The 12,891-nt window shown below is 69.7% G+C and carries 11 protein-coding genes and 1 tRNA gene; 5 read left to right on the top strand and 7 right to left on the bottom strand.

Annotated elements, in window-relative coordinates; all coding sequences use genetic code 11:
• Window positions 1-21 precede the first annotated feature (21 nt).
• The 4 genes from IE318_RS09650 to IE318_RS09635 are packed head-to-tail and all read left to right on the top strand — an operon-like array spanning window position 22 to window position 2,715.
• Window positions 22-183 carry a hypothetical protein gene (locus IE318_RS09650; protein ID WP_030181717.1) on the top strand — a complete coding sequence of 54 codons (162 nt, stop codon included), beginning with the start codon at window positions 22-24 and terminating at the stop codon, window positions 181-183.
• On the top strand, window positions 180-818 hold the full coding sequence (locus tag IE318_RS09645; RefSeq protein ID WP_030181714.1) for an aminodeoxychorismate/anthranilate synthase component II: 639 nt from the start codon (window positions 180-182) through the stop codon (window positions 816-818). The genes IE318_RS09650 and IE318_RS09645 overlap by 4 nt, the downstream gene beginning before the upstream one ends.
• On the top strand, window positions 815-1,951 hold the full coding sequence (locus IE318_RS09640) for a class E sortase (protein ID WP_189898601.1): 1,137 nt from the start codon (window positions 815-817) through the stop codon (window positions 1,949-1,951). Before IE318_RS09645 ends, IE318_RS09640 begins: the two co-directional genes overlap by 4 nt.
• Window positions 1,952-1,965: 14 nt before the next feature.
• Window positions 1,966-2,715: a class E sortase gene (locus IE318_RS09635; RefSeq protein WP_189898599.1), complete on the top strand. Its 750-nt coding sequence runs from the start codon at window positions 1,966-1,968 to the stop codon at window positions 2,713-2,715.
• Window positions 2,716-2,798: 83 nt separating this feature from the next.
• Here IE318_RS09635 and pknB read toward each other — a convergent pair whose 3' ends face one another.
• The 6 genes from pknB to IE318_RS09605 all read right to left on the bottom strand — a co-directional run bounded on the left by pknB (window position 2,799) and on the right by IE318_RS09605 (window position 11,012).
• Window positions 2,799-4,790, bottom strand: a complete 1,992-nt coding sequence (gene pknB / locus IE318_RS09630; protein WP_189898596.1) for a Stk1 family PASTA domain-containing Ser/Thr kinase — start codon at window positions 4,788-4,790, stop codon at window positions 2,799-2,801.
• Window positions 4,791-4,959: 169 nt separating this feature from the next.
• The gene (locus IE318_RS09625; RefSeq protein ID WP_030181702.1) at window positions 4,960-6,444 is read right to left on the bottom strand and encodes a peptidoglycan D,D-transpeptidase FtsI family protein; all 1,485 of its coding nucleotides are present in this window, start codon (window positions 6,442-6,444) and stop codon (window positions 4,960-4,962) included.
• Window positions 6,441-7,880 (bottom strand): FtsW/RodA/SpoVE family cell cycle protein, encoded by a 1,440-nt coding sequence (locus IE318_RS09620; RefSeq protein WP_030181697.1) that lies wholly within the window; start codon window positions 7,878-7,880, stop codon window positions 6,441-6,443. Before IE318_RS09620 ends, IE318_RS09625 begins: the two co-directional genes overlap by 4 nt.
• A gap of 27 nt (window positions 7,881-7,907) precedes the next feature.
• Complete coding sequence (locus IE318_RS09615; protein ID WP_189898594.1) at window positions 7,908-9,491, bottom strand: Stp1/IreP family PP2C-type Ser/Thr phosphatase; 1,584 nt, start codon at window positions 9,489-9,491, stop codon at window positions 7,908-7,910.
• 140 nt (window positions 9,492-9,631) lie between these two features.
• On the bottom strand, window positions 9,632-10,144 hold the full coding sequence (locus tag IE318_RS09610; RefSeq protein WP_030181690.1) for an FHA domain-containing protein FhaB/FipA: 513 nt from the start codon (window positions 10,142-10,144) through the stop codon (window positions 9,632-9,634).
• A gap of 10 nt (window positions 10,145-10,154) precedes the next feature.
• Window positions 10,155-11,012, bottom strand: coding sequence for an FHA domain-containing protein (locus IE318_RS09605; protein ID WP_030181689.1), 858 nt, complete (start codon window positions 11,010-11,012; stop codon window positions 10,155-10,157).
• Between the two features lie 583 nt (window positions 11,013-11,595).
• Between IE318_RS09605 and IE318_RS09600 the strand changes: the two genes are divergently transcribed.
• A tRNA-Leu gene (locus IE318_RS09600) sits at window positions 11,596-11,679 on the top strand.
• A 143-nt stretch (window positions 11,680-11,822) separates the two neighbouring features.
• Here the strand turns inward: IE318_RS09600 and IE318_RS09595 are convergent.
• Window positions 11,823-12,743: a dioxygenase family protein gene (locus IE318_RS09595; protein WP_189898591.1), complete on the bottom strand. Its 921-nt coding sequence runs from the start codon at window positions 12,741-12,743 to the stop codon at window positions 11,823-11,825.
• Between the last annotated feature and the right edge of the window lie 148 nt (window positions 12,744-12,891).

Here is a 12,891-nt window from a genome sequence, read left to right as displayed (position 1 = left end):
TGGTGAGACGGAAGGGACGGCATGTACGGCTGGATCTGGCGGCATCTGCCGGGGAACGCCTGGGTGAGGGCGCTGATCTCACTGGTCCTGGTCCTGGCCGTGGTCTACGTCCTGTTCCAGTACGTCTTCCCGTGGGCCGAACCGCTGCTGCCCTTCAACGATGTGACGGTGAACAACCAGTGACTGCGCGGATCCTCGTCGTCGACAACTACGACAGCTTCGTCTTCAACCTCGTCCAGTACCTGTACCAGCTCGGCGCCGAGTGCGAGGTGCTGCGCAACGACGAGGTGTCCACGGCGCACGCCCAGGACGGCTTCGACGGTGTGCTGCTCTCGCCGGGACCGGGCACGCCCGAGCAGGCCGGCGTGTGCGTGGACATGGTGCGCCACTGCGCCGCGACCGGTGTCCCCGTCTTCGGCGTGTGCCTGGGCATGCAGTCCATGCAGGTGGCGTACGGCGGCGTGGTGGACCGGGCGCCCGAGCTGCTGCACGGCAAGACCTCCCTGGTGGAACACGAGGGCAAGGGCGTCTTCGCCGGGCTGCCCTCCCCGTTCACGGCGACCCGCTACCACTCCCTGGCCGCGATGCCGCCGACCGTGCCCGACGAGCTGGAGGTCACCGCCCGCACCCACGACGGCATCATCATGGGCCTGCGCCACCGGGAACTGCCCGTGGAAGGCGTGCAGTTCCATCCCGAGTCCGTGCTCACCGAGCACGGGCACCGGATGCTGGCCAACTGGCTGGTGGAGTGCGGCGACCAGGGTGCCGTGGCGAGGTCTGCGGGGCTCGCCCCGGTGGTGGGCAGGGCCACGGCGTGACCGCGCTGCGCCCCGAGCGCGAGTCCGGTGCCGAGTGGTACGGATCCTCCGAGGGCTACGACGCCCCCGCGGATCCGTACGCCTCGCTGCCGTACGACACGCGTGACTCGGCGGCGCCGTACGCGGGCTCCCTCACCGAGGAGACGATGGGGCTGCGGGTCCCCGGGCCGCCCCCCAGGGCCTCGGGAGGCCCACAGGGCACCACAGCCGCCGGAACGGCCGTGACGGCCGGAGGAACGACCGGAAACCCGCCCGGGACGCCCGAAGGCCCCCAGGGCGGCCGAGCGGCCCGCAGAAAGGCCGCCAGGGGCCGCCACGGACGTCAAGCGCGCGCAGGGCGCCACGGGGCCGGTGCGCACGCCGCCGGACGTTCCTCGCCGGGAGGGGACGGGACGACCGAGGAGCAGCCGGCCGCACCCCTGACCCGGGTGGAGGCGCGCCGGCTCGCGCGGGCGAGCAGACCGAGCCCGGGTGTGGTGGCCAGCCGGATCATCGGCGAGGTGTTCATCACCACCGGTGTGCTGATGCTGCTGTTCGTCACCTACCAGCTGTGGTGGACGAACGTCCGGGCCCACGCGCAGGCGGGCAACGAGGCGCACCAGCTGCAGAACGACTGGGCGAGCGGCAGGCGCAGCCCGGGGGTCTTCGAGCCGGGGCAGGGCTTCGCCATCCTGCACATCCCGAAGCTGGACGTGGTGGTGCCGATCGCCGAGGGCACCAGCAAGACCAAGGTGCTGGACAAGGGCATGGTCGGGCACTACGGCCAGGGCGACCTCAACACGGCGATGCCCGAGGCGAAGACGGGCAACTTCGGGCTCGCCGGCCACCGCAACACCCATGGCGAGCCGTTCCGGTACATCAACAGGCTCAAGCCGGGCGATCCGATCGTCGTGGAGACGCAGGACACCTACTTCGTCTACAAGACGACGTCGATGCTGCCGGTGACGTCACCGGCGAACACCAGTGTCCTGGACCCCGTTCCCAAGGGGTCGGGGTTCACCGGACCCGGCCGCTACATCACACTCACCACCTGCACACCGGAGTTCACCAGCAAGTACCGGTTGATCGTCTGGGGCAAGATGGTCGAGGAACGGCCGCGCAGCAAGGGCAAGCCGGATGCGCTCGTCAGTTAAAGGGCGGATGAACAGTGGCAGCGACCACGGACGACACGGCAGAGCACACCGACGACGGCCCCGCGCCGCGCTCGCGCCGGCGGGGCGGTGGCCGACTGGCCCTGGCCGTCAGCGTCTTCGGTGAACTCCTCATCACGGCCGGCCTGGTGCTCGGCCTGTTCGTCGTCTACTCCCTGTGGTGGACCAATGTGATAGCGGACCGCAAGGCCGACCGGCAGGGCCACAGGATCCGCGACGAGTGGGCGCACTCCGCGCCCGGCGGCCCCGGCGCGCTGGACACCAAGGACGGCATCGGCTTCCTGCACGTGCCGGCCATGAACAACGGCGAGGTCCTGGTGAAGAAGGGCACGTCGACGGACGTCCTGAACGACGGCGTGGCCGGCTACTACATCGACCCGGTCAAGGCGACCCTGCCGATGACCGGCAAGGCGGGCAACTTCACCCTCGCCGCCCACCGGGACGGCCACGGCGCGAAGTTCCACAACATCGACAAGATCGAGAAGGGCGACCCGATCGTCTTCGAGACCCGGGACAAGTGGTACGTCTACAAGGTCTACGACATCCTGCCCGAGACCTCGAAGTTCAACGTCAAGGTCCTCACCCAGGTCCCGAAGGAGTCGGGCGTGACCAAGCCCGGCCACTACATCACCCTGACGACCTGTACGCCGGTGTACACGAGCCGGTACCGGTACGTGGTCTGGGGCGAACTGGTCCGTGTGCAGCAGGTGGACAGCAAGCGGACGCCGCCGAAGGAACTGCGCTAGACGACCGAAGCCCCGGCGCTCTCGAGGGAGAGCGCCGGGGCTTCGTCGGTCAGGTCAGGGCCGGGGCCCCGTCGGCGGGACGGTCAGCCGAAGATGCCGCCGTTGTTGTTGCCGCCGTTGTTGCCTCCCTGGTTGTTGCCGCCGCCGAAGGCGGTCAGGGTGATCGGCGTGGCGGCCGGGTTGTCGACCTGCTGGTTGGGCTTGGGGTCCTGGTCGAAGACGAGGGCGTTGGGGTCGGTGCTGCCCTTGGTCTGGATGTTCGTGAAACCGGCCCCGTTCAGGATCTGTGTGGCCTGCGCCACCGTCTTGCCGCGCACGTCCGGCACCGGGGTCTTCTGCTGCTGGACCTGCTGGCCGATCTGGATCGTCACCTTGGAGCCCTTGTCGACCTGCTGACCCTGGCCCGGGACGGTCGTGATGACCTTGCCGGCCTGGTTGGGGTCGGTGTTGGGCACATCGGTGCACTCGCCGGTGAGGTTGTTCGCCTCCATCTGCTTCTTGGCGTCCTCACAGGACTGGCCGGTGACCTGGGGGACGGTGGCCTTTTCGGCGGCCTTGGCGACGGTGAGGGTGATCGTCGAGCCCTTCTCGACCTCCTTGTCCCCCGTGGGGTCCTGGGAGATGACGACGCCCTCGGGCCGGTCGGAGACTTCGGTCTTCTGCTCGACCTTGAATCCCTTTTCCGTCAGCTGGGACTGGGCCTTGTCGAAGGTGAGGCCCGTTACGTCCGGCACCAGCACCTTCGGCGCCCCCGTCGACACCGTGAGGGTGACGGTGGTGCCCTTGTCGACCTCGATGCCCTTGGCGGGGTCCTGGTCGCAGACCTTGCCCTTGGGCTCGTTCTCGCAGGGCTTCTGGGTGAAGGTCGCCTTCAGGCCGACGTTCTCCGCCATGGACTTCGCGTCCGCCCTCGTCTGGTCGACGAAGTTCGGCACCGCCACCTTGTCGTTGCCCGCGCCGCCGTTGCCGTTGAAGACCCACTTGCCGATCAGGATGGCGCCGAGGAGCACCAGGATGCCGGCGACGACCAGGAGGATCGTCGAGGTGTGGGACTTCTTCTGCTGGCGGCGGCGGTCGGGGCGCTCGTCGTAGCCGTAGCCGCCGTCGTCCGGGTTCATCGGCGGCAGCATCGTCGTGGCGGGGGCGCCGACGTCGGGGCGCAGGGCCGTGGTCGGCTGGTCGTCGGGGTAGCCGCCGTAGCCCACCGCGCCCATCGCGGCCGTGGCCGCGACCGGCTGACCGTCGAGGCAGGCCTCGATGTCGGCGCGCATCTCGTCGGCGGACTGGTAGCGGTAGTCGGGGTCCTTGACCAGGGCGCGCAGCACGATCGCGTCCATCTCGGGCGTGATCTCGGGGTCGAAGACGCTCGGCGGCTGCGGCTCCTCGCGGACGTGCTGGTAGGCCACCGCGACCGGGGAGTCGCCCACGAACGGCGGGCGCACCGTCAACAGCTCGTAGAGCAGGCAACCCGTCGAGTACAGGTCCGAGCGGGCGTCCACCTGCTCGCCCTTGGCCTGCTCCGGGGAGAGGTACTGGGCGGTGCCGATGACCGCGGCCGTCTGCGTCATGGTCATGCCGGAGTCGCCCATGGCGCGGGCGATGCCGAAGTCCATCACCTTGACCTGGCCGTTGCGGGTCAGCATGACGTTGGCCGGCTTGATGTCGCGGTGGACGATGCCGCTGCGGTGGGCGTACTCCAGGCCCTGGAGGATGCCGACGGTCATTTCCATGGCCCGCTCGGGCAGCAGCTTGCGGCCGCTGTGAAGGAGCTCACGGAGCGTGGAGCCGTCGACGTACTCCATGACGATGTACGGGATCGAGACCCCGTCGATGTAGTCCTCGCCCGTGTCGTAGACCGCGACGATCGCGGGATGGTTGAGCGAGGCGGCCGACTGGGCCTCCCGGCGGAACCGGGCCTGGAAGGAAGGGTCGCGCGCCAGGTCGGCGCGCAGCGTCTTCACCGCCACGGTGCGGCCCAGGCGGGTGTCATGCGCGAGGTACACCTCCGCCATGCCACCACGGCCGAGCACCTGGCCCAGCTCGTACCGGCCGCCGAGGCGACGCGGCTCTTCCATAGCTACCTACCAGCCCTCTCCGTCGGTCCCGACCGGCACCACGTGTGCCGCCGGAGCTGCCGTCCGGGCCTACCGTACCCGGCTCGCTCTGTGTGACCTGGCCAAGCCCGCAACCCGATACAGGACCGGTATGTCAACGTGCACCGATGTGAAGGGGGCGTGAGCAGGGTCACTTCTTGGAGTTGATGACCGCCTCCATCACGCTCTTCGCGATGGGCGCCGCGAGGCCGCCACCGGAGATGTCGTCGCGGTTGGCGCTGTCGTCCTCGACCACCACGGCCACGGCCACCGGCGAGCTGCCGTCGCTGGTCTTGGCGTAGGAGATGAACCAGGCGTACGGCTTGCCGGCGTTGTTGATGCCGTGCTGGGCCGTACCGGTCTTGCCGCCCACGGTGACGCCGTTGCCGAGCTGGGCGTTCTGGCCCGTGCCCTCCTTGACGACCGTCTCCATCATCGACTGCAGGATCTGGGCGTTCTTCGAGGACAGCGGCCGGCTCAGCTCCTCCGGCTGGGTCTGCTCCAGGGTGTCGAGGGTCGGCGACTGGAGCTTGTCGACCATGTACGGCTTCATCAGCTTGCCGTCGTTGGCGACCGCGGAGGCGACCATGGCCATCTGGAGAGGGGTCGCGGCGGTGTTGTACTGGCCGATCGAGGACAGCGCGGTCTGCGAGGGGTTCATGTCGTCGGAGAACACCGAGGCGTTGGAACGGACCGGGGTGAACTGCTCCTTGTTGAAGCCGAACTTCTCCGCCTCGTCGAGCATCTTGTCGTTGCCGAGGGTGGCGCCGATCTTGCCGAAGACGGTGTTGCAGGAGTACCGCAGGGCGACGCGCATGGTGGCGTTCTTGCAGGGGATGTGGCCCTCGTTGGGCAGCGGGGTGGTGGTGCCCGGCATGGTCCACGGGTCCGGCGAGTCGGTGTTGTCGTCGGCCGACGTGTACAGCCCGTTCTCCAGCGCGGCGGCCGCGGTGACCACCTTGAAGGTGGAGCCGGGCGGGTAGGTCTCGCGCAGCGCCCGGTTCAGCGTCGGGTCGTTGGGGTCGTTCTTCTTCAGGAGCTTGTTCCAGGCCTTGCCGTCCGCCGAGGAGGTGCCGGCGAACGACGAAGGGTCGTACGACGGGTAGGAGGCCAGCGCCAGGATCTTGCCGGTGGACGGCTCCAGGGCGACGACGGCGCCCTTGCCGTGGCCCTTGAGACCGTTGTACGCCGCCTTCTGCGCGGCCGCGTTCAGCGTGGTGACCACGTTGCCGCCCTGCTTCGGCTTGCCCGTGATCATGTCCAGGGTGTTGCGGAAGAACAGCCGGTCGTCGTTGCCGGTGAGGATGCCGTCGTCGATGCTCTCCAGCTGCGTGGCGCCGAAGGACTGCGAGGCGTAGCCGGTGACGGGTGCCCACATGGGGCCGTTCTTGTACGTGCGCTTGTACTTCAGGTCGTTGAGCCCGTTGCTCTTGGTCTCGGTCGACCCGGTGATCGGGGAGCCGCCGACGATGATGTCGCCGCGCGGGGTGGAGTAGCGGGCGATGGTGACGCGGCGGTTGTTCTCGTCGTTCTTCAGGCCGTCGGCCTTGACGTACTGGAGCCAGTTGTCGCGGATGAGCAGCGTGAGGACGAGGAGGCCGCAGAAGATCGCGATCCGGCGCAGGGGCTTGTTCACGGGCGGACCACCTGGGTCATCTCGGCGTCGGGGTTGGAGGCGGGGGCGGGCGCCGGCCGGCGGGCGGTGTCGCTGATCCGGATCAGTACACCGATGAGAGCCCAGTTGGCGATGACGGAGGAACCGCCGTACGCCAGGAACGGCATCGTCATACCGGTCAGCGGGATGAGGCCCATCACACCGCCGGAGACCACGAAGACCTGGAGGGCGAAGGCGCCGGACAGGCCGATGGCGAGGAGCTTGCCGAACGGGTCGCGGGCGGCCAGCGCCGTGCGCACGCCGCGCTCCACGATCAGGCCGTAGATCAGCAGGATCGCCATGAGGCCGGCCAGGCCCAGCTCCTCGCCGAAGGTGGCGAGGATGAAGTCGGAGTTGGCGGCGAACCGGATGAGGTCGGAGTGGCCCTGGCCGAGGCCGGAGCCGAGGGTGCCGCCGGAGCCGAACGCCCACAGGGCCTGCTGGAGCTGCTCGGAGTGCACACCGGGCGCGCCCGACCGGCTCAGCTTGTACTCGTTCATCGGGTTCAGCCAGGCCTGGACGCGCTGGTGCACGTGCGGCTCGAAGCTGGCCACGCCGACGGCGCCGGCCGCGGACATCAGCAGACCGAAGACGATCCAGCTGGTCCGTTCGGTGGCGACGTACAGCATGATCACGAACATGCCGAAGAACAGCAGGGAGGTGCCGAGGTCGGTCTCGAAGACCAGGATGAGGATCGAGATGACCCAGACGACCAGGATCGGGCCGAGGTCGCGGCCGCGCGGCAGGTACAGGCCCATGAAGCGGCGGCTGGCCAGGGCGAGCGCGTCCCGCTTGACCATCAGGTAGCCGGCGAAGAAGACCGCGAGGACGATCTTCGCGAACTCACCGGGCTGGATGGAGAAGCTGCCGACGTGGATCCAGATCTTGGCGCCGTAGACGGGCAGGCCGAGGCCGGGGACGAGCGGGAGCAGCAGCAGGACCAGCGCGGTGACCATGGAGATGTAGGTGTAGCGCTGAAGGACGCGGTGGTCCTTGAGGAAGATCAGCGCCACGACGAACAGCGCGATGCCCATCGCCGTGTACATCAGCTGGTTGGGCGCCTTGTCGCCGGCCTGACCGATGGCCTGCAGCAGCTTGGACTGGTCCAGCCGCCAGATGACGACCAGGCCGAGCCCGTTGAGCAGGGTGGCCAGCGGGAGCAGCAGCGGGTCCGCGTAGGGCGCGAACTTGCGTACGACGAGATGGGCGACGCCGGCCAGCAGGCCGAGGCCCAGGCCGTAGCTCAGCAGGCCGGAGGGCACCCGGTTGTCGATGGCCAGGCCCACGTTGGCGTAGGCGAAGACCGGGATGACGACCGCGAAGATCAGCAGGGCGAGCTCGGTGTTGCGCCGGCTCGGCGCGCCGATGGCGCCGATCGTGGACGTGTGATGCGTCGGCGAGTTGGTAGTACTGCTCATCGTGTGACAGGGCCTCTCACGGCTTGCCTACTGCTTACCGCACTGCGAGACGACCTTCTGCTCTTCCTCCGAGAGAGTGGGGCCGGGGTTGGAAGTGGGCGCGGTCGCGGACTTGGACGGAGACGGTGACTTGGACGTCGATGGATTCGGCGTCGGTGTCGCCTTGGACGTGAAGGAGGCGGGGGTGGTTCCCGTGGTGCCGCCGGTGCTGGTGGTGCCAGTGGCCGAGGTGCCGGTGGTGCTTCCGGTCCTGCCCTGGGGCTCCTTGGCGTTGTTCTGGGACTCCGCGGCGCGGCGCTCGGACTCCTTGCGGCACGCGGAGGCCTGCACCGACAGCTCGTCGATCTTCTTCTGGGCGTCCTGCAGACCACCCTCGGTGATCGTCGCCTTGACCTGCTTCTGCTGGTACGGCGGCAGGTACTTGAGTTCGATCTCGGGGTGGTCGGTCTCCACCTTGGACAGCTTCACCCAGGCCAGGTCCTGGCTGATGCCCCGGTAGAGGGCGACGTGCTCGTCGTTGGCGCCGACGAAGTACTGGGTCTGCGTCCAGCGGTAGCCGCCGTACAGGCCGCCGCCGATGACGGCGAGCGCGAGCACGCTGTACAGGGAGCCCTTCAGCCACCCGCGGCCCCTGCGCGGCTTGACGAAGTCGTCGTCGCCGTAGCCGGCGAAGCCGCCCGTGGGGATGAAGCCGGTGGTGTCGCCGGAGCCGGGCGGGCCGAACTCGCCGCCCCCGCCGCCCTGGCCGGGCACCTGGCGCCCCAGGCCCGAGGCACGGCCGGCCGGGGTCTGCATGATGCCGTTGTCGTGCAGGTGGTGCTGGTTCTCGGCGACCGCGCCGACCACGACCGGGGTGTCGGACAGCTGCCCGGCGAGGGTGTCCCCGGTGTCCAGGTCGAGGACGTCGGCGACGATGACGGTGATGTTGTCGGGGCCGCCGCCGCGCAGCGCGAGCTGGATCAGCTCCTGCACGGTCTCCTGCGGGCCCTGGTAGCTGGCGAGGGTCTCCTCCATCGTCTGGTGGGAGACCACGCCGGACAGGCCGTCGGAGCAGATCAGATAGCGGTCGCCGGCGCGCACCTCGCGGATGGACAGGTCCGGCTCGACGTGCTCGCCGCTGCCGAGGGCGCGCATCAGGAGGGCGCGCTGCGGGTGGGTGGTGGCCTCCTCCTCGGTGATGCGTCCCTCGTCGACCAGGCGCTGCACCCAGGTGTGGTCCTGGGTGATCTGGGTCAGGACGCCGTCGCGCAGGAGGTAGGCGCGCGAGTCGCCGACGTGCACGAGGCCGAGCCGCTGCCCGGTCCACAGCAGTGCGGTCAGCGTCGTCCCCATGCCCTCCAGCTGGGGGTCCTCCTCGACCATGGCACGCAGCTGGTCGTTGGCGCGCTGCACGGCCGCGCCGAGCGAGGTGAGGATGTCGGAGCCGGGGATGTCGTCGTCGAGGGCGACGATGGTGGAGATCACCTCGGAGGAGGCGACCTCGCCGGCGGCCTGGCCGCCCATGCCGTCGGCGATCGCGAGCAGTCGCGGACCGGCGTAGCCGGAGTCCTCGTTGCCCTCGCGGATCATGCCTTTGTGCGATCCGGCGGCGAAGCGCAGTGACAGACTCATGCGCACCTCGCCCGTCGGCTCCGGGTACAGCCGATCGTGTCGAGCCACACTGCCCACCCTCCGGTCGGGAGCGCGCCGGGGCCCGGGGTGCCGGCCGCCGCGGCGTGCTCGCTCCGCTCGCGCTCATTCATGACGTAGCACTACTTCCGCAGCTCGATGACGGTCTTGCCGATGCGGATCGGCGCGCCCAGCGGGATCGGCGTGGGGGTCGTCAGCCGGGACCGGTCCAGGTACGTGCCGTTGGTGGATCCGAGGTCCTCGACGATCCACTGGCCGTCGCGGTCCGGGTAGATCCTGGCATGCCTGCTGGAGGCGTAGTCGTCGTCCAGCACGATCGTGGAGTCGTGCGCGCGGCCCAGCGTGATGGTCTGGCCCTGCAGCGCGACGGTGGTGCCGGTGAGGGTGCCCTCGGTCACCACGAGCTTGGTGGGGGCGTTGCGGCGTTGCCGGCCGCCGCCCTGCTGACCGCGCTGCTGCGGGGGCGCGGCCTGTCGTGCGGCCTGCTGCGGTCGGCCGGCGTCCCGGCGGGCCCCCCGCTGGGTGACGCGCGTACCGAACAGGTCGCTGCGGATGACCTGCACGGCCACGATCACGAACAGCCACAGTACGGCCAGGAAACCCAGCCGCATGACCGTGAGGGTCAGCTCTGACATTGCCCCCGGTTCACCCTTCGGCTTGCCTATAGATAACGGTGGTGCTGCCCACGACGATCCGCGAGCCGTCGCGGAGCGTAGCGCGGGTGGTGTGCTGCCCGTCCACCACGATGCCGTTGGTGGACCCGAGATCCTGGATCGTCGAGGGCGTTCCGGTCCGGATCTCGCAGTGCCGGCGCGAGACGCCGGGGTCGTCGATCCGCACGTCGGCGTCGGTGCTGCGGCCCAGCACCAGCGTCGGGCGGGAGATCTGGTGGCGGTTGCCGTTGATCTCGATCCAGTAGCGGGTGCGTCCGCCGGCCGACGGGCCCTGCGGGGGCCGCTGAGCGGCGGGCTGCGGGTAGCCGTACCCGCCGGGGCGTGCGCCGGGCGGCGGGGCGGCGGGCATGGGGGGCGCGGCGGCGGGCGGGTAGCCGTACCCGCCCTGGGCGCCGGGGCGGCCGGGCGCGGCCGGCGAGGGGCCCTGCGGGCTCTGCGGGGCCTGCTGGCTGCTGGAGGAGGCGAGCGTACGGCTGCGCACCCGGTACAGGCCGGTGTCCAGGTCGTCCGCCTTCTCCAGGTGGACCTTGATCGGTCCCATGAAGGTGTAGCGCTGCTGCTTCGCGTAGTCGCGCACCATGCCGGCGAGCTCGTCGCCGAGCTGGCCGGAGTAGGGGCTCAGGCGCTCGTAGTCGGGCGCGCTGAGCTCCACGATGAAGTCGTTGGGGACGACCGTGCGGTCGCGGTTCCAGATGGTCGCGTTGTTGTCGCACTCGCGCTGGAGCGCGCCCGCGATCTCCACGGGCTGGACCTCGGACTTGAAGACCTTGGCGAAGGTGCCGTTGACCAGACCTTCGAGACGCTGCTCGAACTTCTTCAGGACTCCCATGGGGCACCTCCTCCGTCGTGGCCGTCGCTGCGGGTCTTGCCGTCGTGCTTGTGGGTCTTGCGGTCGTGCTGATGCGTACTGCTTACCTGGTACTGCTTACTGATCGTATCCACGCGCCGGTAAATCGGCTGGTTCCCCCTGTCGGCCCCGTCGACGGTTGTCGACACTCCTTGTACGTCGCTGTGTACGTCTGCCCAGGATCGTAGAGGCGGCCGTAGACCAGTGTCCCGCACCCGAGGGTGCGGCCTGTCCGGCTCCTGGGGAGACGGGCGGGACCGGTACGAGGTTGATACGTGAACAGGCACAGGTTGATACGGAGCGGGGGCATCCGGGGGGCGGGGACTTCCGGGAGGGGGCGTCGCGGAGGACATCGGGGGGAGTTCGGGGGACATCGGGGGACGTCGCGGGCGGGCTTCGGGAGAGGCCGGGCGGGACGGCCGGAGGCCGTCGGTGCTGGCGCTTGTGGGTGCGCCTGCCCCGGGGAAAGGGATGTGAACCCACCCCGGACGACGTGCTAATGTTCTGGGTGTCGGAAGGCGCCGGGCCCGAAACGAAGGGAACGGAGCCGGAAGACACACCCAATGCGCGGGTGGCGGAATAGGCAGACGCGCTGGATTCAGGTTCCAGTGCCCGCAAGGGCGTGGGGGTTCAACTCCCCCCTCGCGCACGGCTGAAAGCCCCGCAGGTCTCGGACCTGCGGGGCTTTCGCGTTGCCCGGACAAGCGGGGCAGGCTTTGGCGTTGCCCGGGCACGCTTCCTGTTCGCCTGTTCACCTGTTTCACCTGTGAGGAAGGTCTCAGGCGGCGAAGGTCATTCGCGGGCCCACAGGGCGGGGACACTGGGCGGCTCCCAGCCGGTCATGGACGTGTGGGCCTGGACACATCGGTAGGCGACTCCGCCGTAGGTCACCCGGTCGCCCGGGCCGTAGGCGTGGCCGGGTGCCCAGGTGCCGCCGGGCGGATCGGTGGGCGGGTCCGTCGGGTCGCCCGGGCCGGGCGTGCCCTCGACGTCCAGGACGAAGTCGAAGGTGCCCTCCTTGCCGCCGCCAGCCCCGCGGACGTTCATCAGCAGCGTCGCGTCGAAGAGGGTGTCGGTGGCGTTGCGCGGCTCGCCGGGGAAGTACAGCTGGGTGGTCAGCACCGGCTGCCCGGGGGCCTGGGCCTTGACGTGGATGTGCCGGGTCCGGCCCGGGTAGAGGCCCGGCACGATCGTGCTCAGCGAGTACGCCCCGGTGGAGTCCGTGACCTGGTGACCTCGCAGGGTGTACCCGGCCATGTCGTAGGCGCCGGCGTCGTCGGCCTGCCAGAAGTCGAGGAGCACCCCCGGCAGCGGGACGCAGTCGCGCCCGAAGACGTAGCCGCTGACGGTGAGCGGGGTGCCCGTGGTGCCCGGCGTCACCAGATCGGTGCGCAGCGGGGAGTCCGGCTTGAAGTAGGGGCCCTTGATCTGGTCGTGGGTGGGGCTGTCGCCGTCGTCGCAGGTGGGCGTGGGCGGAAGGGACCGTCCCCGGCCTGCGGAGTCCCGGGCGAGCGCCACGGTGCCGGTGAGCAGCGGAAGGGCGGCGCCGGCGGCGACGGCCGCCTTGAGCAGGCTCTTGCGGCTGATCGGACGGCCGGAGCCGGGGACTGATCCGGGGCCTGGGCCGGGGGCCGGGCCGGTGGGGGAGCCGGGCCCGGACCCGGGGCCTGGGCTGGGGACGGGACCGGGGTGGTCGGGTGGAGTGGGTGTCATGGCGGTTCCTCGGTCTCCTCGAACGGGGGAAGAACGGGGGAAGAAGGACGGGACGTGCATGACGGTGTGACGTTGATTCCCGGTGTGATCGCTGTGAGCGCTGTGAGCGCGGGGAGTGCTGTGATCCTGGTCGACTGTAATCACGCTG

The organism is Streptomyces spiralis (genome assembly GCF_014654675.1).
In the GTDB taxonomy this organism is placed as follows: domain Bacteria; phylum Actinomycetota; class Actinomycetes; order Streptomycetales; family Streptomycetaceae; genus Streptomyces; species Streptomyces spiralis.
This window is presented reverse-complemented; position numbering and strand designations above follow the sequence as displayed.

Coding starts and splice junctions, on each gene's coding strand:
- IE318_RS09620 (WP_030181697.1), bottom strand. CDS start 7,880: ATGAGCAGTACTACCAACTCGCCGACGCATCACACGTCCACGATCGGC.
- IE318_RS09615 (WP_189898594.1), bottom strand. CDS start 9,491: ATGAGTCTGTCACTGCGCTTCGCCGCCGGATCGCACAAAGGCATGATC.
- IE318_RS09595 (WP_189898591.1), bottom strand. CDS start 12,743: ATGACACCCACTCCACCCGACCACCCCGGTCCCGTCCCCAGCCCAGGC.
- IE318_RS09610 (WP_030181690.1), bottom strand. CDS start 10,144: ATGTCAGAGCTGACCCTCACGGTCATGCGGCTGGGTTTCCTGGCCGTA.
- IE318_RS09605 (WP_030181689.1), bottom strand. CDS start 11,012: ATGGGAGTCCTGAAGAAGTTCGAGCAGCGTCTCGAAGGTCTGGTCAAC.
- IE318_RS09650 (WP_030181717.1), top strand. CDS start 22: ATGTACGGCTGGATCTGGCGGCATCTGCCGGGGAACGCCTGGGTGAGG.
- pknB (WP_189898596.1), bottom strand. CDS start 4,790: ATGGAAGAGCCGCGTCGCCTCGGCGGCCGGTACGAGCTGGGCCAGGTG.